This is a genomic window from Bradyrhizobium sp. 172, assembly GCF_023101065.1.
Lineage (GTDB): Bacteria > Pseudomonadota > Alphaproteobacteria > Rhizobiales > Xanthobacteraceae > Bradyrhizobium > Bradyrhizobium canariense_D.
In genome coordinates this window covers 5976301-5995883 of record NZ_CP064701.1, presented here as the reverse complement: position 1 = coordinate 5995883, position 19583 = coordinate 5976301, and the positions used below count along the sequence as shown (strand labels likewise).

Here is a 19583-nt window from a genome sequence, read left to right as displayed (position 1 = left end):
GCACTCCGGGGCGTCGGCCGCAGGCTCTTCACCGCGAAGAAAAACGTGGATGCCCGCGACATGCGTGGGCACGACGTGGAGAGATCGACGCATTGCCGTTACAGTGCGGACATGAGCCCCAAATCCGCCCTCAAGGCGAAATCGGAACCAGTTCCGCCGGAGACCCCATCGCGTCCGCTCGCGCTGCTCCAATGGTATGACCGCCACCGCCGCCGATTACCCTGGCGGGCTCCGCCCGGCGAAGCATCCGACCCTTACCGCGTCTGGCTGTCCGAGATCATGCTGCAGCAGACCACAGTGAAGGCGGTCGGGCCCTATTTCGAAAAATTCGTCTCGCGCTGGCCTGATGTCACCGCGCTCGGACGGGCCTCGCAGGAGGACGTGCTGCGGATGTGGGCCGGGCTGGGCTATTATTCTCGCGCCCGTAATCTCCATGCCTGCGCGGTCGCGGTGACGCGCGAGCATGGCGGCACCTTTCCCGACACCGAAGTGCGTCTGCGCGCGCTGCCGGGCGTCGGGCCCTATACGGCGGCAGCGATCGCGGCGATAGCGTTCGATCGACGCACCATGCCGGTCGACGGCAATATCGAGCGCGTGGTCTCGCGGCTCTTTGCAGTTGAGGAAGAGCTCCCGCAGGCCAAGCCGCTGATTCAGGAGTTGGCTGCGACGCTGCTTGCCGATTCTCGCGCCGGTGATAGCGCGCAGGCGCTGATGGATCTGGGCGCCTCGATCTGCACGCCGAAAAAGCCGGCCTGCTCGCTATGCCCGCTGAACGAGGGCTGCACGGCGCGCGCGCTGGGAACGCAGGACACGTTTCCGCGCAAGGCCGCGAAGAAGAGCGGCGCGCTACGGCGCGGCGCCGCTTTCGTTGTCACGCGCGGCGACGAGCTTCTCGTCCGCACCCGTCCCGAAAAGGGGTTGCTCGGCGGCATGACCGAAGTACCGGGGTCGGACTGGCTGGCCGGGCAGGACGACGCCAAGGCAAAACGGCAGGCGCCCGAGTTGAAGGGGCTGTCGCGCTGGCAGCGCAAGGTCGGCGTGGTCACCCACGTCTTCACGCATTTTCCGCTGGAACTGGTGGTCTACACGGCGAGGGTGGAAGCGCGGACGCGGGCACCCGCCAGCATGCGCTGGGTGCCGATCGCCACGCTCGCCGATGAAGCATTGCCCAACGTCATGCGTAAGGTGATTGCGCATGGATTGGACCCTAGCAGCCCATCCTGCTGACAAAATGCTGGCAGCAGGCCTGCGTTAGCTGTGGTAGGCAACGGAGGCTCGCATGATCAAGACCGCGCTCGACAACTTTCCCAGGCCGCCCTGTGCCGAGCTATTGGGGTGGCGCCTGCTCGATGCCCGACCCAGGGAAGGCTGGATCAAGCTCGCCTTCGACGGCAAGCCGGAGTTCTGCAATCCGGCCGGCTTCATCCAGGGCGGCATGCTCTCGGCCATGCTCGACGACACGATGGGCCCCGCCGTGCTGGTGATGAGCGAGGGCAGGCTCTACACCACCACCATCAGCATGACCGTGAATTTCCTGGCGCCCGCAAAGCCCGGACCGATCATCGGCGAGGCCAAGGTGACGCAGCTCGGCAAGACGATTGCGTTCGTCGAGGCAAAGCTGATGGCAGAGGACGGAACGCTGCTGGCGACGGCGACGGCGAGCGAGCGGCTGCTGGAGGCGGCGAGGGTGGTGGGCAAATAGCTGCCGCGCAGTCTTTTTTCCTTCTCCCCTTGCGGGAGAAGGTGGCGCGAAGCGCCGGATGAGGGGTTTGTCTCGGCGAGTTCAAATGAGAGTTAGACTCGCGGAGACAGACCTCTCACCCGAGTGAGCTTGCGTCTAGCGGCGTCGCTGCCCTCTCCCGCAAGGGGCGAGGGCGCATCAACGTGCGTCTCGCTTCGTGCGAATACTCATTTCGTCGCGCGCGCGTCCTTGCTCACGATCGGCGGCTTCGCATTCAGCGCTTCCACCTGGAAGCCGGCGACGCGCTTGTAATTGGCGGCAACATCCTCGAGCTCCTGTTGCGACAGCACGTCAGTGACGACCTTGTAGCCGTCGGGCGCGCGCTCCTCGACCAGCTGCATCACCTGCTCGGGGCCGTTCTTGCGGTTGAGCAGGACGAGACTGGTGGTTGCAGGCCGCCGCTCGGCCTCATAGGCGAGCAGGGCCGCTTGCGTCGGGCCGTGCGCCAGGATCTCGCGCGTGATGGTGCGCGCATCGAGGATCGCCTGCGAGGCGCCGTTGGATCCGATCGGATACATTGGATGTGCGGCGTCGCCCATCAGCGTGACGCGGCCGAAAGTCCATTGCGATACCGGATCGCGGTCGACCAGCGGATATTCATAGGCGTGCGGGCAGTTCTTGATCAGGCCGGGCACGTCGAGCCAGTCGAACTGCCAGCTCTCGAACCAGGGTAAGAACTCCTCCAGCCGCGCGGTGCGGTTATAGTCCTCGCGCCGCCATTGATAGGTCGGCGGCATGTGGCGCTCGGCAACCCAGTTGATCAGATGGTTGCCCGCGGCGTCCAGTTCCTTCGAGATCGGATAGCAGACGAATTTCAGGATCTCGTGACCGGCCATGATCATGGTGCGGCCGCTGAGGAAGGCTTTTGCGGGCGTGACGCCGCGCCACAGGATGCGGCCGTTCCAGATCGGCGGGCCTTCGTCGGGATAGAGTTTTTCTCGCGCGGCGGAATGGATGCCGTCCGCGGCGATCAGGATCGTGCCGTCGTAAGTCCCCGCGGCCTTGCCGGTGGCCTTGTCGACGAAATCGGCGCGCACGCCGTCGGCGGTTTCGCTCCAGCCGGTCAGATGATGGCTGGTGAGGATGTTGTCGCGGCCGAGGCGCTCGATGGCGGTGTCGAGCAGCAATTGCTGGAGCGTGCCGCGATGGATCGAAAACTGCGGCCATTTATAGCCGGCCTCCAGCCCGCGCGGCTCGCTCCAGATCGGCTTGCCGTGCTTGGAGAAATAGGCAAGCTCGCGGGTGCGCACGCCCCTGGCATCGAGCTTGTCCATCAGCCCGAGCTCGATCAGCTCGCGCACCGCGTGCGGCAGCACGTTGATGCCGACACCGAGCGGCCGCAGTTCGGCGGCGCTCTCGAACACTTTCACGGGAACGCCGACTCCGTGCAGGCTGAGCGCAAGCGTCAGCCCGCCGATGCCGCCACCGGCGATGAGTACGGTCATGGGAAAGCCCCTCCAACTCGGGGCGTCTTGGCACAGCCGGGCGCCGGTGGGCAACTGCGAAGAGAGGTTCGTGCTATGGACCTCGGGGCCCGCAGCCGTTACCTTCCGGCTTTCCCATGAGGTCCGACATGCTCAAGCTCTACTACGCCACCGGCACCTGCGCGCTCGCCACCTACATCACCCTGGAAGAAGCCGGCGCCGACTACGCGGCGGAGCGGCTGAGCTTCAAGGACAACCAGCAGAACAGCGTGGAGTACCTCGCGATCAACCCGAAAGGCCGCGTCCCCGCGCTGGTGACCGATCGCGGCGTTTTGACCGAGACCCCGGCGATGCTCGCCTATCTCGCGCAGACCTTCCCCAAGGCGAAGCTCGCGCCGCTCGACGATCCCTTCGACTTCGCCCAGGTCCAGTCGTTCAACTCCTACCTCTGCTCGACCGTGCACATCAACCATGCCCACAAGATGCGCGGCGCACGCTGGGCGAGCGAAGAGAGCTCGTTCGCCGACATGAAGGCGATGATCCCGAAGACCATGGGCGCCTGCTTCGCCCTGATCGAGCAGAAGATGTACAAGGGGCCGTGGGTGATGGGCGAGCAATACACGATCTGCGATCCTTATCTTTACACCCTGTCGACCTGGCTCGAAGGCGACAGCGTCGACATCAACGCGACGCCCAAGATCGCCGACCATTTCAAGCGCATGTCCGACCGCCCCGCCGTGCGCAAGGTGATGGACGCGCAGAAGGCGTAGGAGCGCGGCAATATATTCCCCTGTCGTGCCGGGCAAGCGTCAGCGCAGACCCGGGACCCATAACCACAGGGAGAAGTTGTGACGCAAGCTGACAATCACGAGTCTTCGCCAAACCACGTCCTGTGGTTATGGGTCCCGGATCGGCGCTCCGCTTCGCTGCGCTTGTCCGGGACGACACCATTTGCTTTGAAGTTGCGTCCTATCCAGCGCGCCCTTTCTTCTCCAAATCCCGTCCCGTCTCCAGCATTAGCCGCCGCAACCAGATCGAGCCCGGATCCATCTGGGCGCGGGTCGGGTAGAACATGAACTGCTCATCGATGCCGGGGTCGAGCGGCGGCGTCACCGTGACGAGGCCGAGCTGCTTGGACAGCGCCGCGATCAACCGGCGCGGCACGAAGGCGACGAGGTCGGTACGGGCGGCGACGTGCAGCGCTTCGAGATAACCCGGGACGACGAGAGCGATATGCCGGTCTATGCCCTTGGTGCCCAGCCAAGTGTCGATGAGGTCCTCCGGCTGGCCGCGGATGATCACGCCGACATGGCGCGCGGCCAGGAACGTCTCGCGCCGCTTCAGCTTCGTGGTCATGGGGTGGCCGCGCCGCACCGCCAGCGCGTCGCTGTCGGTGTAGAGCAACTGGCGGTGAAATCCCTTGAAGGCGTTGCCGATCGAGATCACGAGATCGATGGTGCGGGCGAACTCGGCGTGGAAAATCGCCGGTCCTCGCCACGGCACCACGTCGATGCGGACGTTGGGGGCGGCCTGCGTCACCTTTTCCATCAAGGGCGGCATCAACAGCTCGACCGCGAGGTCCGGCATCATCAGTCGGAATTGCCGCTCGCTGCGCGCCGCATCGAATTCATCCGATACGAACAGCCCGCGCACCTGGTCGAGCGCCTGCGCCAGCGGCGCGCGCAAGGCTTGCGCCCGCGGCGTCAACTCCATCCGCGCGCCTGTGCGTACCAAGAGCGGATCGCCAAGGATGTCGCGCAGACGCTGGAGCGCATGACTCGCCGCCGGCTGCGACAGCCCGATCCGCAATGCGGCGCGGCTGACGCTGGCCTCGCGCAGCAGCGCGTCGAGCGCGGTCAGGAGATTGAGGTCGAGCGAATTCAAATTCATGAGGCGAATAGATATCATATCCACTATCGATTTGAAGAATTTAGCACCGGCGGCGATGATTTCCGTGTTCTCACCAAAGGAGATGCCGCCATGAGCGCGAGCGCCAACAAGAAACTGATGCAGGATATCTTTGCAGCCGCCGCCAGCCCCGATCCGGCTGCGCGCGACCGTGGCTTGTTCACCGAAAGTCTTGCCGACGACGCCAAATGGATCGTGACCGGCCAGTATTCCTGGTCGCGCACCTTTTCGGGCAAACAGGCGATCCTCAACGATCTGCACGGCTATGTGCGGACCCGCCTTGTCGACCGGACGCGGACGGTCGCTCATCGCTTCATCGCCGACGGCGATATCGTCGTCATCGAAGCAAAGGGCGACAATGTCACGCCAGAAGGCGTGCGCTACGACAACGACTATTGTCTCGTGTTTCGTCTCGAGGACGGCAAGATCAAGGAGATCCGGGAATATTGCGACTCGGTGCTGACCGAGAAGGCCCTTGGTCCGTTTCCACAAACGGCCGTGAGGGCCGCGAGCTGAGCGGATCGAGCAGCGTCGCCTCCGTCGACCGGTGCCGTCCGCCGCGGTCGGCGAGGAGCGTGTTGGTCTGGCGCAGGCCGGACCAGCTGCAGCGGCCTGCATGCCGCTGCGGGCTTCTCGCTAAAACCTTGCTCACCTGCCGATAAAATCAGCAGATGTTGTACCATCCGACGGATGCGCGCGCGAAAAATTTGAAGGTTCAATTAACGAGTGTCCCCCATTGTGTCGCGGTGCAGCGTGGGTCGCGAACAACGCGACGCGCGGCTGCCAGAGTGGCCGGTGACGATCGCCGGATTAGGCCGGCCGCTCGAATTGACATGCATCTGGGTGGACAGTGGGAATGCCGAGTTTTCGTTTGCGGATCAGGGGACGCCTGTACGCAGGTTTCATGGCCTTGGTGGCGGTTGGTCTTGTGATGGCGGTGGTCGCCATCTGGAATTTGCGATCCGTCCAGGATCAGGTCGCAAAACTCTCCGCGTTGTCGGACAGCACGGCGCGCGTCCTGGAGATATCGACCCATCTTCAGGCCATCCAGCGGGCCAATCTGCGCTACATTTACGACGCCAACGAGCCTGCGATGCGGGAGGCTGCCGAGCGAGAGGCCGCGGCGACCGGGCTGTTGCAGCTGGGAGCAAAGGGCACCCTCTCGGAGGAGCGGCGGAAGCTCTACGACGATCTGATCGCCGACATCGCCAAAATGAAAAGCCTGCGCGACAGTCTCGGCGACGCCGTCAACGAGGCGCGGACCGGCAAGGCGACGCTGTTGCCGAGTGGCGAAGAGCTGACCGTCAAGATGGCCAAGCTGGTCGATGTGGCCCGTGCCGCCGCCGACGACGACACGGTGTCGCTCGTCGCGGACCTCGAGTCCCGGGTCCTGCTGGTTCGAATCGCGAACTGGCGCTTCCTCGCTCTGCGCGACGCCAACGGGCCCACCGCCTTCAGAACCAATGTCGACAGGGCGGTGCAGCGGCTGGCGGCCGTCGAAAGGAGCCCGCAGGCGGCGGACCTTCGCTCGTCTCTGACGCCTGTGAAGACCGCCCTTGGTATCTACAAATCCGCGTTCGAAACCACCTCTGCGGCGATGCTGCGGTCCGACGAGATCTACCACAAGGATCTCGCACCGCTCATCTCCGCCAGCATAGCCAAGCTCAAGGTCGCGGAAACCGCCTTGAAGACGGATTACAATGATTCGCGCACCGCGGCCGATGCTGTGATCGACGGCACGACCTCGCTGCAGGAGATCGCGGGCGGCCTCGCCGTCCTGTTCGGACTGATCGTCGCCTTCCTGACCGCCCGCAGCATCGTGCGGCCGCTGACCTCGATGACGCGCGCAATGGGGCTGCTTGCCGGCGGCAATCTCGCCGTCGAGATCCCCTCGCGCGGCAAGGTCGACGAGATCGGCGACATGGCCAAGGCGATCGACGTCTTCAAGACAAACATGATCGAGACCGAACGGCTGCGCCAAGAGCAGACCGCAACCGAGGCCCGGCAGGCCGAGAGCCGCAAGGCCGACATGGCCCGGCTCGCCAGTCAGTTCGAGCAGGCGGTGGGCGAGATCGTCGATACCGTATCCTCGGCATCGCACGAGCTCGAGGGCTCGGCCGGCACCCTGACCGCGACCGCGAGGCGCGCTCAGGATCTCTCCACCGAAGTGCAATCCGCCTCCCAGGAAGCCTCGGCCAATGTGCAGGCGGTCGCCTCCGCGACCGAGGAGTTGTCCTCCTCGGTGACGGAGATCGCGCGCCAGGTGCAGGAATCGGCGCGCATAGCGGGCGAAGCCGTCGGTCAGGTAAGCAAGACCAACGCGCGCGTCAGCGAGCTCTCCAAGGCTGCAGCCCGCATCGGCGACGTGGTCGAGTTGATCAGCACCATCGCCGGCCAAACCAACCTCCTGGCGCTGAACGCCACCATCGAGGCGGCGCGCGCGGGTGAAGCCGGCCGCGGCTTCGCCGTAGTCGCCTCGGAGGTCAAGGCGCTCGCCGAGCAGACCGCGAGGGCCACCGGTGAGATCGCCCAGCAGGTCTCGGGCATCCAGGCTGCGACGGAGGAGTCGGTCGGCTCGATCAGGGAAATCAGCGGCACCATCGAGCGGCTGTCGGAGATCTCGTCGACGGTCGCCGCCGCCGTGGAGGAGCAGGGTGCGGCGACGCGGGAGATCTCCCGCAACGTCCAGCAGGCGGCCCAAGGCACGCAACTCGTGTCGTCCAACATCGGCGACGTGCAGCGCGGGGCGTCCGAGACCGGCTCGGCGTCTTCGCAGGTGCTCTCGGCGGCACGCTCGCTGTCGGCCGACAGCAACCGCTTGAAGCAGGAAGTCGCCAACTTCCTGAACTCGGCCCACGCCGCCTGAGCCTCAAGAAGCAAAAGGCCACGCGCACGCGCGTGGCCTCGCATTGTGACCTGAGACGATCAGGCGACTTTCGTCGTCATGTGCTTGAACATGTTGCTGCGGGCCTCGTCGTCCATCTCCGCCTTGAAGGTGAACTTGTCCTTCAGCGCGATCGCGCGCGCCGCCGCGGGCCGCGCCGTGACCTCGTCCACCAGCCGCTTGACGTTCGGGTATCGCGCGAAGGCATCGTCGCCGAGCTTGAACGGCACCATCCGCGCCCAACCCCACAGCGCCATGTCGACGATCGAATAGCTGTCGCCGACCATGTAGCGGCGGCCTTTGAGGTGGCCGTCGAGAATCTTGTAATGGCGATCGGTCTCGAACTGATAGCGGTTATGCGCGTAGTCGTGGTTCTGGTCTTTCGGCGCAAAATGCTTGAAGTGCACGGCCTGGCCCGAATACGGCCCGACGCCGGTGGCGACGAACATCAGCCATGACAGCATCTCGCCGCGAACATTGGCGGCCGGCAGGAATTTGCCGGTCTTCTCGGCGAGATACAGCAGGATGGCGTTGGAATCGAACACGATGGTGCCGTTGTCGTCGATCGCCGGCACCTTGCCGTTCGGATTGATCTTCAGGTAGTCCGGCGTGAACTGCTCGCCCGTGCGGGTGTCGATCTTCACCGGCTCGAAGGGCAGGCCGGCCTCTTCGAGATAAAGCGCGACCTTGGTCGGGTTCGGCGAACCGTTGAAATAGAATTTGAGCATCGGGCATCTCCCCTGTGTTTGTTGGCTGAGAGTGGAGTCAGCAACATGTCCGCAAGCGGCCTTGTCTTGCCTGAACCTTATCGGGGAGGGCAACCGGCGAGTTTGCCGGGCGGCGTCTGCGCGTCACGCAGATCAGCCGGCGTAACAAAGGCCGATCGCCGCCGTAATGACCATGGCCGCGCCCACGACCTCCAGGCGCAACCCGAGCCGGGTAGCGATATGCATGTCGGAGGCCCGCGCCGCGCGCTCCGATCCGCGCGCGTAGCCGTGAACGATGACGTCGTGATTGAAGCTGTCGTGGGCCTCGTTGCTGCTGGCGAGCCCGACACAGACCACGAGCACGCCGAACAAGGCGAGGCCGAAAAATCCCAGCAGCGCGATCAGGAACATCGGAAACATGCCGACCAGAAAGATCGGCAGCAGCGGCACCAGCAGCAATGTCTCGGACTGTCGTCGCATGGCTCGACCGATCAAGACGGGGCGTAGGCGGTCAATCTAGTCCCGCCGGCCGCTGTATTCAACCAGTCTCGTCATTCCGGGGCCGCGCCAGGAGGCGCGCTCCGGGACGACGAAAGGAAGGCTACCCCGCCGCCATGCCGGCGCGGATCTCGGCGCGCAGCTCGTCGATCAGCTTAAGGCCCTTCTTGGTCTCGATGTGCCAGAAGGTCCAGCCGTTGCAGGCTTGCGCGCCCTGCGCCACTGCGCCCATGCGGTGGATGGAGCCGACCTTGTCGCCGAACATGATGGCGCCGTCGGCACGCACCAGCGCGCCGAGTTTCTTCTTCGCGTCGAACAGCTTGGTGCCGGGCATGATCATGCCACGCTCGATCAGCTCGGAGAACGCCACACGCGGCGCTTCGCGCGCCGTCATGAACGGGGCGAGGCTTGCCTCCGGAAGCGGCTCGATCGCGGCGATGCGCGCTTCGGCCGCTTTCGCATAGGTCTTGTTGCGCTCGAAGCCGATATAGGAGCGGCCGAGGCGCTTTGCGACCGCGCCGGTGGTGCCGGTGCCATTGAAGGGATCGATCACGAGATCGCCGGGTTTGGAGGACGACAGCAGCACGCGCGCCAGCAGGCCTTCCGGTTTCTGCGTCGGGTGCACTTTCTTGCCGTCGGCGCCCTTGAGGCGCTCCTCGCCGGTGCAAAGCGGGATCAGCCAGTCGGACCGTGCCTGCACGTCCTCGTTGGCGGCCTTCAGCGCCTCGTAGTTGAACGTGTAGCCCTTGGCCTTCTCGTCCCGCGCGGCCCAGATCATGGTCTCGTGCGCATTGGTGAAGCGGCGGCCGCGGAAATTCGGCATCGGGTTGGTCTTGCGCCAGACGATGTCGTTCAGCAGCCAGAAGCCGAGGTCCTGCATGATCGCGCCGACGCGGAAGATGTTGTGATAGGAGCCGATCACCCAGATCGTCGCCGACGGCTTCATCGCGCGGCGGGCGGCGAGCAGCCAGGCGCGGGTGAAATCGTCATAGGCGGAGAACGAATCGAACTTGTCCCAGTCGTCGTCGACCGCATCGACATGAGATTCGTCGGGGCGCTTGAGATCGCCCTTAAGCTGGAGATTGTAGGGTGGATCGGCGAACACCAGGTCGACCGAACCAGCCTGAAGCTTCGACATCTCGGCGACGCAATCGCCGAGGACGATGCTGTGCGAAGGAGACTCAAAATTTGTGCGGGGCGCCTTTGCAGACGCCCCGCGACGCGACTCTACCATGACTCAAGAACTCTGACTCAGGCGACGCTGTCGGCGACGCGGGACCAAACAACCGACTGACCGTTACATTGAAGCGGCAAAGTAAAAATCGACTTAACCCGTGGCTTTCGTGAACAGCCCTCACATCGCGCCTTGCACGCGGCTCGCTCCGCGCATTCTCCATGTTTTGCAGTGTATTTCGCGTTTCTTCGCGTTGCGGCTGTGATCGGAGCGCAAAAAGACTCAAAATTCCTCTCGGAAAAAATTGCTCGATGCCCGGAAAAAATTGCTGGCATTGCCATGCTGTCGCACTAGGCAATAATTGCCGAGCGGGATATTGATTAACGCAACGGAAACGTATGTGGCGCGTTGAGCTTTCGCGCTTTCGCGCCGAATTGAGCTAGGACCGAGGGAAGCCGCCATGCGCTACGATGATTTCCGCCGCAGCGACGACATCGAGGATCGTCGCGACGATGGTGGCGGCGGCGGTGGAGGAGGCGGGTTCGGCCTCCCCATGGGCGGCGGCGGGCTTGGGATCGGTACCATCATCGTGCTCGGCCTGGTCGGCTACGCCTTCGGCATCGATCCGCGCATCCTGATCGGCGGCGCCGAGATACTCACCGGCGGCGGCCAGGCGCCGTCCTACCAGACCGATCGCCAATCGTCGTCCAACGGCAAGCGCGGCGCGCCGACAGACGAGATGGGCAGCATGATCTCCGGCATCCTCGGCGAGATCGACGATCGCTGGAGCGAGATCTTCCAGGCCTCCGGCCAGTCCTTTACCGGTCCAAAGGTCGTGCTGTTCCGCAACGTCACCAATGGCGGGCGCTGCGGCCGGGCGGAGTCGGCGATGGGACCGTTCTATTGTCCGCCCGACAGGACCATCTTCCTCGACACCGGTTTCTTCCGAGAGGTCGAGACGCGTTTTCGCGGCTGCTCCGGCAAGTCGGCCTGTAACTTCACCACCGCCTACATCATCGCCCATGAGGCCGGCCATCACATCCAGAACCTGCTCGGCATCATTCCGCGCGTGACGCGGCTGCAGCAGCAGGCCGGCAGCAAGGCGGAGGCCAATGCGCTGCAGGTGAAGGTCGAATTGCAGGCCGACTGCCTGTCCGGTGTCTGGGTCAATCGCGAGGCGAAGAAGCGGCCGAACTTCCTGGAGCCGGGCGACATCGACGCCGCACTCACCACGGCGAGCGCGATCGGCGACGACACGCTGCAGCGCCAGTCCACAGGCCGCGTCGTGCCCGATTCCTTCACCCACGGCTCGGCGGCGCAACGCAAACAATGGTTCATGACCGGCTACCAGCAGGGCACCGTCCAGGCCTGCAACACGTTTGGGGGCGGACAGTAGGGGTTATCCGTCATCCTGAGGTGCTCGCCAATTGGCGAGCCTCGAAGGATGGCGAGCCCGTGGCCCATCCTTCGAGGGCGCAAGAGCGCGCACCTCAGGATGACGTCAGTGGTCTGTGAAGAAGGTGCGTTGCAATGACCTCCATCGACGAAACAAAACAGTTCGTCCCGCTCAACATCGCGGTGCTCACCGTGTCGGACACGCGCGCGCTGGCGGATGATAAATCCGGCCAGACCCTGGCCGACCGTCTCACCGCTGCCGGCCATCATCTCGCCGCGCGCGAGATCGTCACCGATGACGTCGAGGCGATCCGCACCGTCATCCGCCGCTGGATTGCGGACGCAGGTGTCGACGTCGTCATCACCACCGGCGGCACCGGTTTCACCGGGCGCGACGTCACGCCGGAGGCGATCGAGCCCTTGTTCGAGAAGCGCATGGACGGTTTCTCGATCTCATTCCACATGCTGAGCCACGCCAAGATCGGAACGTCGACGATCCAGAGCCGCGCCACGGCCGGCGTCGCGGGCGCAACCTACATCTTCTGCCTCCCAGGTTCGCCCGGTGCCTGCCGCGACGGCTGGGACGGCATTCTCAAAGCCCAACTCGACTACCGCACCCGCCCCTGCAATTTCGTCGAGATCATGCCACGGCTGGACGAGCATCTGCGCCGGCCGAAGGCCCAGGGCGCGACGGTGTAGTTGGACATTTCTTCTCCGCTCATGTCGGCCGAAGCTTTAGCGAAGGCGGATGCGGGGAAGGTGGCATAGGCCGCCTTCGGCCGCCCGTCCTTAAAGAATGCCGAAGCGAAGCTTGGGTATCTATCGGCACGGAGTGCTCGGAGACATACCCCTCGCCCTAGTGAGTGTGCGTCTGGCAGCATCGCTGCCCTCTCCCACAAGGGGCGAGGGCGCATACATGCGCCTCTCGCTCGTTGCGAGAGTTCTACAGATCCCGCTCCCACGTTTCCCCAAGCAGATCCTGCCCGAAGCTGTGATGCGGCTCGCTCTTCACGAGCTTGAAGCCTGCGCTTTGATAGATGCCACGCGCGGCGACCAGGATGCTTTGCGTCCACAGCGTCATCTTGCTGTAGCCCCTCTCGCGCGCACCCTGGATGCATTGGTCGACCAGCGCGCGGCCGACACCGAGTCCCCGCGCTTTCTTTTCCACCTGCAACAGGCGCAGCTTGGCGATCTGGTCCGTGGCCTTGACCAGAAAGATAGAGCCGACCGGCTCTCCGCCCACTTCCGCAATCCAGCAGTGCTCGCGGGCGGCGTCATAGTTCTTGATGAACTGTGCGCAGATCTCGGCGACCAGGGCCTCGTAGCTGATATCCCAGTTGTAGTCGGCCGCATAGGCGGCGGCCTGCCGGGAGATGACCCAGCCCATGTCGCCGACGCGATGGCTGCGCAGCATGAAAGCCGCGGGGTGGCTTCGATGCTCCAGCACGGCCTCGATGGTCGCCATAGCCTGCGTGAGCCGCGTTGCATCGCTGGTCGAAAGCTGAGCCAGCATTGCGGCGACCTCATTTTGCGAGCCCAGGTTCAGCTTGGCAAAGGCCTGGCGCCCCTTGGCGGTGAGGCTGAGCTGGTATTGCCTGCGATCCGCGGGCAGGGCCCTGCGGGTGATCAGGCCCTTTTCGTCGAAGCTTTGCACGATCCGGCTGAGATAGCCGGGGTCGAGGCCAAGCTCGTTGCCGATCTCCTTGGCGGCAAGGTCGTCCCGTTGCGCGAGCTCGTAGAGCACGCGGGCCTCGCTGAGCGAGAACGGGCTCTTGCCAAGGTGCTGGTCGAGCACGCCAAGCTTGCGGGTGTAGAAGCGGTTGAAGGCGCGGACCGCTGCGATGTGGTCGTCGGTAGGATTGAACGACATGGGTCACCTCCGATATTTGCCATTGTCAAATAATTATTTGACCTTGGCAAGTATCGACGTGCCTCAGCCGACCATGACGATCCGGCTGCGCAGCAAGATCCGCGACGAGCGGCCGAGCCGCCGGAGCAGCCGTGCCTCGGAGTGGCGGGCTTGGGGCGGGTAGCCGCCAATGCGGTCGTAGTGATCACGCGCGATCAAAAGTCCCTGATCGCCGAAGGGACCGACGAGCTTGCGCATCAGGGCCCGGAGGATGTGGCGGAAGCCGGCATCGGCGTAGGGCGAGCGCGCATAGCGGAAGACGGCCGCACGATCCCGGCCGCTGGTCGAGACGGACTGGATGAACTGGGTGGTTTCCTCGATCCAGCCGGTTTCCAGCACGGCGCCCGCGGGCAGGAACATCAGCCAGGACGAACGGGCCTGGAGTGCGCCGGCGGCGAGCGCGGCGCCTTGAGTGGATCCTTCGAAGCCGATGAAACGGCAGCCCGCGACGTCGGCAACGCGCTCGATGACGCCATTGCGGGTGCCGTCGACCAGGAGCACTTCCCGGATGACGCCTGCGGCGGCACCGGGTACCAGCGCGGCCAGAGTTGCGACGGCCGTCTGCTCGACGCCTTCGGTCGGAATGATGACGCTCAGCATGATGGAAGCTTCACTGTCCACACTTCGGGAGAAGCGTAGCTCATTATGAGGGCGTCATAAAACATGGCGCTGCCGAGTGCAACTTTCCGGCCGCGCCTCGGCAGACGATGGTAAACCGCTGCAGCCCTCGCATCCAAATATGTCCCGTACGGGGCGGCGATATTGCCGAATGTGTCGCCCCAGCCTGTCCTGTCCGTATTAATCCGGAGGTGAGCCGCAATATTGCGCGGCGCGCCGGCCGTTCGCGATCATGCAAGAGGAGGATGCGATAGCGGACGAGCGCGAGGACGGGAAAACGTGCAACCACGCTGCTGACGAGGGCTTCGAATGAACGCCGGTCAACTCGCTGTTCGCAGCACCGCCGCACAATGTCGTGCAATCATCAGTTCCTCATTCGTTGGAATGACGAAGACATCGACTGCGCTATCGCCATCGTTGATGCGCTCGCGCGCCGCATCATTCGCAGCGGCATCGATGCGCACGCCGAGCCAGTCGAGACGCTCACCGATCGCGCTGCGGATTTCGCTGGCATGCTCGCCGATGCCGCCGGTGAAGACCAGGCAGTCTAGCCCTGCAAGCGTTGTCGCCATCGCCGCCACCTCCTGCGCGGCGCGGAAGGTGAAGAGCTCGACCGCCTCCCGCGCCGCAGCTTCGCGGCTCGCAAGCAGCATGCGCATATCCGACGCGATGCCGGAGACGCCGAGCAGGCCCGATTCGTGGTAGAGCAGGTGCTGGACATCTTCGACCGACATCTTCTCGTGCTGTTGCAGATAGAGCAGCACGCCCGGGTCGAGCCTGCCGCAGCGCGTGCCCATCACCAGCCCGTCGAGCGGCGTCAGTCCCATCGTGGTGTCGATGCTGCGGCCGTCGCGCAAGCCGCACAGGCTCGCGCCGTTGCCGAGATGCGCGATCACAGTGCGCTTCGCCACGAGCTGCGGCGCGATTCGGGCGAGCCGTCCCGCGACATATTCGAACGAGAGGCCATGAAATCCGTAGCGCCGGATGCCGCGCTCTTCATAACGTCGCGGAATGGCGAAGCGGCTGGCGGGCGGCGCAATGCCGTGGTGGAAAGCGGTATCGAAGCAGGCGATCTGCGTCAGGTCGGGCCTGATCGCCGTGATAGTGCGGACCGGAGCCAGGCAGCGCGGCTGGTGCAGGGGCGCCAGCGGCGTCAGCGCTTGCAGCTTTGCGGTGACATCCTCCGTCAGCTCGACCGGAGCGGAATAGTCCGGACCGCCATGGACGACGCGATGGCCGACGGCGCGCAAGCGATGGTCGCCGAAACGATCCTCGATGAAGCCGAGCACGTCGGCGAACAGATGATCGCTGGCCGCATCCGATGCTTCCCTCCGTTTCTCGAACAGGTCTTCGCCCGCGGGACTCTTCACGACGAGCCGCGGCTTCGTCTCGTGCTCGTCAAGCAGGCCCTTGCAGAGCAGGGCGGGCTCGGCCGCCGAGATATCGAACAGGCCGAATTTGATGCTCGACGATCCCGAGTTGAGAACGAGAACCGTGTTCGACATGGCTCCCCTCAGTCGCCTGCCTCTGCCGGCGTGTTGCCGCCGGCGCTGTTCTGCCAGACCCATTCCTGGATTTCCGGCATGTCCTCGCCGTATTCGCGCACATAGCGCGAATGCTCGATCAGCTTGTCGCGGAATTGCTGCTTCACCTGCGCCGCCCTGGTCGCGAGCCCCGGCACGCGCTCGATCGCCTCGATCGCGAGGTGATAGCGGTCGAGCTCGTTGAGCACGACCATGTCGAACGGCGTCGTCGTGGTGCCTTCCTCGGCAAAGCCGCGGACGTGCATGCCGGCGTGGTTGGTGCGATTATAGGTCAACCGGTGGATCAGATAAGGATAGCCGTGATAGGCGAAGATCACCGGCTTGTCGCGCGTGAACAGGCCGTCGAAGTCGCGGTCGGACAAGCCGTGCGGGTGCTGCTCCCTGGGTTGCAGCGTCATGAGGTCGACGACGTTGACGACGCGGATCTTCAGCTCGGGCAGCGCCTTGCGCAGCAGGTCGACGGCAGCGAGCGTTTCCAGTGTCGGCACGTCGCCGGCGCAGGCCATCACGACATCGGGCTCGCCATTCGCATCTTCCGTGCCGGCCCAGCTCCAGATGCCGATGCCGGCGGCGCAATGCGTGGCTGCCTCCTGCATCGACAGCCATTGCGGCGCCGGCTGCTTGCCAGCGACGATGACGTTGATGCGGTCATAGGTGCGCAGGCAGTGATCGGCGATCCACAGCAGCGTGTTGGCATCCGGCGGGAAGTAGATGCGGACGATGTCGGCCTTCTTGTTGGCGACGAGATCGACGAAACCGGGATCCTGATGGCTGAAGCCGTTGTGGTCCTGACGCCAGACATGCGAGGTGAGCAGATAGTTGAGCGAGGCGATCGGTCGCCGCCACGGCAGATGCCGGGTCACCTTCAGCCATTTGGCGTGCTGGTTGAACATGGAATCCACGATGTGGATGAACGCCTCGTAGCAGGAGAAGAAGCCGTGCCGGCCCGTGAGCAGGTAACCCTCTAACCAGCCCTGGCAGAGATGCTCGCTCAGGACTTCCATCACGCGTCCGTCCTGGGCGAGATGCACGTCGTAAGGTTTTGTCGGCTCCATCCAGACGCGTTCGGTGGCCTCGAACACCGCATCGAGCCGGTTCGACGCAGTCTCGTCCGGGCCCATGATGCGGAAGTTGCGGGCATCGGCGTTGAGGCGGATGACGTCGCGCAGGAATTTCCCGAGCTCGCGGGTTGCCTCCGCCACGACGCCGCCCGGCTGCGCTACTTCGACGGCGAAACTGCGGAAGTCCGGCAGCTTCAGCTCCTTCTTCAGAAGGCCGCCATTGGCGTGCGGATTGGCGCCCATGCGGCGATTGGCTTCGGGCGCGAGCGCCTGGAGCTCGGCAATGAGCGCGCCGTTCGCGTCGAACAGCTTTTCCGGCTCGTAGCTGCGCATCCAGTCTTCGAGAATCTTCAGATGCGCCGGGTTCTCGCGACAGTTCGCGACGGGCACCTGATGCGCCCGCCAAAAGCCCTCCACCTTCTTGCCGTCGACTTCCTTGGGGCCGGTCCAGCCCTTCGGGCTGCGCAGCACGATCATCGGCCAGCGCGGGCGTTCGACGCTCTTGCGGCCGTCGCGGGCGTGCTGCTGGATCGACCGGATGCTGACGAGCGCGACGTCGAGCGCGTCTGCCATGGCCCGGTGCATCAATTTGGGATCGTCGCCCTCGACGAACAGCGGCTCGTGGCCGAGCCCGCGGAAGAGATCGCGGATCTCGTCGTCGCGCATCCGGCCGAGCACGGTCGGATTGGCAATCTTGTAACCGTTGAGATGCAGGATCGGCAGCACCGCGCCGTCATGCGCAGGATTGAGGAATTTGTTGGAGTGCCAGGACGCGGCGAGCGGGCCGGTCTCGGCCTCGCCGTCACCGACGACACAGGCGACGATCAGGTCGGGATTGTCGAAGGCCGCGCCATAGGCATGCACCAGCGCGTAACCGAGCTCACCGCCTTCGTGGATCGAGCCCGGCGTTTCCGGCGCCGCGTGACTCGGGATGCCGCCGGGGAAGGAGAATTGCCTGAACAGCTTGCGCAACCCCTCGGTATCGCGCGCGATATCGGGATAGAGCTCGCTGTAGCTGCCTTCGAGATAGGTGTTGGCGACCATGCCGGGGCCGCCGTGCCCGGGACCGCAGACATAGATCACGTTCAGGTCCAGCGCGCGGATGACGCGGTTGAGATGGGCATAAATGAAGTTCAAACCGGGCGTCGTGCCCCAATGGCCGAGCAAACGCGGCTTGATGTGCTCGGGCCGTAAGGGCTCGCGCAGCAGCGGATTGTCGAGGAGATAGATTTGCCCGACGGAGAGATAGTTCGCGGCGCGCCAATAGCGGTCGAGCAGTTCGAGGTTGCTGCTCGCTGCGGCCAATTGTTGTTGATTTGTCATGTTCTTGCCGACCTTCACCCAACGATCGTCATCAACCATGTTCCGCGACGATCGATCCCTCCCGTGATCAAACGGAATCGTGGTCACGCTGGTGTTGCGTGAAATCAAAAACCCCCGCCCGAAATTTGGGCAGCTCTACTGTGCATGGGGTTGTTTTCACGTTTTTTGTTTGTGTTCTTGATTTGTTCCTTTGACATGCTATCTTGGCTTCATGAGTCCAGCATCCTCTCATGCTCTCAAGCACCCGCCGGTCACGGCGCCCTCCGAGCCGGCGGGTGCGCCTTCTGACTTCCCTGAGCTGGCGGTCGCCATCGACCGCCAGCGCAGGCGAGGCCGGGGCGCGCAGTCCAACGCCAGCGGCCGGTTTGAGGCCGAGGCGCGCGTCGCATTCGACGATGGCTGGCAGAGCCTTGAAGAACTGCCCCCGTTCAAGACCACGGTCGGGATCGACACCTCGCGCAAGGTGATCACCCGCAACGAATCTCCCGACATCGGCTTCGATCGTTCGATCAATCCCTACCGCGGTTGCGAGCACGGCTGCGTCTATTGCTTCGCGCGGCCGACGCATGCCTATCTCGGCCTGTCGCCGGGGCTCGACTTTGAGTCGAAGCTGTTCGTGAAGCCCGAGGCGCCGGCGTTGCTCGAGAAGGAGCTTGCGGCGCCGGGCTACGAGCCGCGGATGATCGCGATCGGCACCAACACCGATCCCTATCAGCCGATCGAGCGCGAGCGCAAAATCATGCGCGGCATTCTGGAGGTGCTGGAGCGCGCCGGCCATCCCGTCGGGATCGTCACCAAGTCGGCGCTGGTCGTGCGCGACATCGACATTCTCGCGCGAATGGCCAAACGCAACCTCGCCAAGGTCGGGATCTCCGTGACCTCGCTCGATCCGAAACTAGCGCGCACCATGGAGCCGCGGGCGTCCACGCCGCCGAAGCGGCTGGAGGCACTGAAGCAGCTTTCCGAGGCTGGCATTCCGACCACCGTCATGGTCGCGCCCGTGATCCCCGCGCTGAACGATTCCGAGATCGAGCGCATCCTGGATGCCGCCGCCCATGCCGGCGTCAAGGAGGCCTCCTACGTGTTGCTGCGGTTGCCGCTCGAGGTGCGCGATCTCTTTCGGGAATGGCTGATGGCGAACTATCCGGACCGGTATCGCCACGTCTTCACGCTGATCCGCGACATGCGCGGCGGCCGTGACTACGATGCGAAATGGGGCGAGCGCATGAAGGGCACCGGCCCGATGGCCTGGACCATCGGCCGCCGCTTCGAGATCGCTTGCGACAGGGTCGGGCTGAACAAACGGCGCGCCAAGCTGACGACGGATCATTTTGCCAAGCCGAAGCGGAACGGCGATCAGCTCAGCCTGTTCTGAGGGACGAAGTGAGAGAGGCGTC

At 64.4% G+C, this 19583-nt stretch carries 17 protein-coding genes; 8 read left to right on the top strand and 9 right to left on the bottom strand.

What is annotated here, in order from left to right; all coding sequences use genetic code 11:
• Positions 1–111 precede the first annotated feature (111 nt).
• Positions 112–1227 carry an A/G-specific adenine glycosylase gene (mutY, locus tag IVB07_RS28810; protein ID WP_018454928.1) on the top strand — a complete coding sequence of 372 codons (1116 nt, stop codon included), beginning with the start codon at positions 112–114 and terminating at the stop codon, positions 1225–1227.
• A 52-nt stretch (positions 1228–1279) separates the two neighbouring features.
• A complete protein-coding gene (locus IVB07_RS28805; RefSeq protein ID WP_018454927.1) occupies positions 1280–1702 on the top strand; it encodes a PaaI family thioesterase in 423 nt (140 codons plus the stop codon).
• A gap of 206 nt (positions 1703–1908) precedes the next feature.
• Here IVB07_RS28805 and IVB07_RS28800 read toward each other — a convergent pair whose 3' ends face one another.
• The gene (locus IVB07_RS28800; protein ID WP_018454926.1) at positions 1909–3186 is read right to left on the bottom strand and encodes a flavin-dependent oxidoreductase; all 1278 of its coding nucleotides are present in this window, start codon (positions 3184–3186) and stop codon (positions 1909–1911) included.
• Between the two features lie 128 nt (positions 3187–3314).
• On the opposite strand from IVB07_RS28800, the gene IVB07_RS28795 reads away from it, so the two are divergent.
• The gene (locus IVB07_RS28795; RefSeq protein WP_026232844.1) at positions 3315–3935 is read left to right on the top strand and encodes a glutathione S-transferase family protein; all 621 of its coding nucleotides are present in this window, start codon (positions 3315–3317) and stop codon (positions 3933–3935) included.
• 199 nt (positions 3936–4134) lie between these two features.
• On the opposite strand, the gene IVB07_RS28790 is transcribed toward IVB07_RS28795, so the two are convergent.
• On the bottom strand, positions 4135–5055 hold the full coding sequence (locus IVB07_RS28790) for a LysR family transcriptional regulator (RefSeq protein ID WP_018454924.1): 921 nt from the start codon (positions 5053–5055) through the stop codon (positions 4135–4137).
• 90 nt (positions 5056–5145) lie between these two features.
• Here IVB07_RS28790 and IVB07_RS28785 point away from each other — a divergent pair, with 90 nt between their 5' ends.
• Both IVB07_RS28785 and IVB07_RS28780 read left to right on the top strand, forming a co-directional pair.
• Positions 5146–5589, top strand: coding sequence for a nuclear transport factor 2 family protein (locus IVB07_RS28785; protein ID WP_018454923.1), 444 nt, complete (start codon positions 5146–5148; stop codon positions 5587–5589).
• A 340-nt stretch (positions 5590–5929) separates the two neighbouring features.
• Positions 5930–7939 carry a methyl-accepting chemotaxis protein gene (locus tag IVB07_RS28780; protein ID WP_026232843.1) on the top strand — a complete coding sequence of 670 codons (2010 nt, stop codon included), beginning with the start codon at positions 5930–5932 and terminating at the stop codon, positions 7937–7939.
• Positions 7940–7998: 59 nt separating this feature from the next.
• Here the strand turns inward: IVB07_RS28780 and IVB07_RS28775 are convergent, their stop codons facing one another.
• From IVB07_RS28775 to IVB07_RS28765, 3 genes are all read right to left on the bottom strand, one after another.
• Entirely contained in the window at positions 7999–8685 is a 687-nt protein-coding gene (locus tag IVB07_RS28775) for a glutathione S-transferase family protein (protein WP_018454921.1), read from the bottom strand.
• Between the two features lie 132 nt (positions 8686–8817).
• Positions 8818–9144, bottom strand: coding sequence for a hypothetical protein (locus tag IVB07_RS28770; RefSeq protein ID WP_018454920.1), 327 nt, complete (start codon positions 9142–9144; stop codon positions 8818–8820).
• 121 nt (positions 9145–9265) lie between these two features.
• Positions 9266–10396 (bottom strand): site-specific DNA-methyltransferase, encoded by a 1131-nt coding sequence (locus tag IVB07_RS28765; RefSeq protein WP_026232842.1) that lies wholly within the window; start codon positions 10394–10396, stop codon positions 9266–9268.
• Between the two features lie 400 nt (positions 10397–10796).
• Between IVB07_RS28765 and IVB07_RS28760 the strand changes: the two genes are divergently transcribed.
• The gene (locus tag IVB07_RS28760) at positions 10797–11732 is read left to right on the top strand and encodes a neutral zinc metallopeptidase (RefSeq protein ID WP_018454918.1); all 936 of its coding nucleotides are present in this window, start codon (positions 10797–10799) and stop codon (positions 11730–11732) included.
• A 134-nt stretch (positions 11733–11866) separates the two neighbouring features.
• Positions 11867–12430, top strand: a complete 564-nt coding sequence (gene moaB, locus IVB07_RS28755) for a molybdenum cofactor biosynthesis protein B (protein WP_018454917.1) — start codon at positions 11867–11869, stop codon at positions 12428–12430.
• Between the two features lie 244 nt (positions 12431–12674).
• Here the strand turns inward: moaB and IVB07_RS28750 are convergent, their stop codons facing one another.
• The 4 genes from IVB07_RS28750 to IVB07_RS28735 form a co-directional block, all read right to left on the bottom strand.
• Positions 12675–13601: a helix-turn-helix domain-containing GNAT family N-acetyltransferase gene (locus IVB07_RS28750; RefSeq protein ID WP_018454916.1), complete on the bottom strand. Its 927-nt coding sequence runs from the start codon at positions 13599–13601 to the stop codon at positions 12675–12677.
• A 63-nt stretch (positions 13602–13664) separates the two neighbouring features.
• Positions 13665–14240 carry a glycosyl transferase gene (locus tag IVB07_RS28745; RefSeq protein WP_018454915.1) on the bottom strand — a complete coding sequence of 192 codons (576 nt, stop codon included), beginning with the start codon at positions 14238–14240 and terminating at the stop codon, positions 13665–13667.
• Positions 14241–14578: 338 nt separating this feature from the next.
• Entirely contained in the window at positions 14579–15763 is a 1185-nt protein-coding gene (locus IVB07_RS28740; RefSeq protein ID WP_018454914.1) for an acetate/propionate family kinase, read from the bottom strand.
• An 8-nt stretch (positions 15764–15771) separates the two neighbouring features.
• Positions 15772–18186, bottom strand: a complete 2415-nt coding sequence (locus IVB07_RS28735; protein WP_039799262.1) for a phosphoketolase family protein — start codon at positions 18184–18186, stop codon at positions 15772–15774.
• 211 nt (positions 18187–18397) lie between these two features.
• Here IVB07_RS28735 and IVB07_RS28730 point away from each other — a divergent pair, with 211 nt between their 5' ends.
• Positions 18398–19561 carry a PA0069 family radical SAM protein gene (locus IVB07_RS28730; RefSeq protein ID WP_247766784.1) on the top strand — a complete coding sequence of 388 codons (1164 nt, stop codon included), beginning with the start codon at positions 18398–18400 and terminating at the stop codon, positions 19559–19561.
• Positions 19562–19583: the final 22 nt, after the last annotated feature.